Here is a 677-nt window from a genome sequence, read left to right as displayed (position 1 = left end):
TCGCCGCATCTCGATTTCGCCGGAGGGTGAGGGCGGCGACGAAATTCCCGACCTTCCACGCGGCGCGCATATCCGACGTGGCCACCGCACGCCACGCCATCGCCACCGGCAAGCTCGACATGGTCGGCATGACCCGCGCCCATATCGCCGATCCGCACATCATCAAAAAGGTGATGGAGGGGCGCGAGCATGAGATCCGCCCGTGCGTGGGCGCCACCTATTGTCTCGATCGCATCTATGAGGGCGGCGAAGCGCTTTGCGTCCACAATGCCGCGACCGGCCGCGAGGCCGAAATCCCGCATATCATCGTCAAGACCGAAGGACCGAAGCAGAAAATCGTGGTCGTCGGAGCCGGCGCCGGCGGACTGGAGATTGCGCGGGTCGCGGCTGAGCGCGGCCACAAGGTGATGGTGCTTGAAGCATCGAGCCAGGCCGGCGGCCAGGTGCGATTGGCGACGCAGAACCCGCGCCGCAAGGAGCTGATCGGCATCATCGACTGGCGGCTGGCCGAACTCGACCGGCTCGGCGTCGAGATCCGCTACGACACCTGGGCGGAAAAAGACGATGTCCTGGCGCTGTCGCCCGATGTGGTGGTGGTCGCTACCGGCGGCCTGCCGCAGAACCCGCCGCTGACATCAGGCGACAACCTTGTCACCTCGAGTTGGGACATCATGGCC

The 677-nt window shown here is 65.7% G+C and carries 1 pseudogene; it reads left to right on the top strand.

Annotated elements, in window-relative coordinates:
- A pseudogene (locus EN906_RS36220) lies at nt 1–677 on the top strand (NAD(P)-binding protein); the annotation flags it as partial.

Origin of the sequence: Mesorhizobium sp. M7A.F.Ca.CA.004.06.1.1, assembly GCF_003999135.1 — a bacterium.
Lineage (GTDB): Bacteria > Pseudomonadota > Alphaproteobacteria > Rhizobiales > Rhizobiaceae > Mesorhizobium.
Note: the sequence above shows the minus strand (reverse complement) of the source record. Positions and strands in the feature narration are given on the sequence as shown.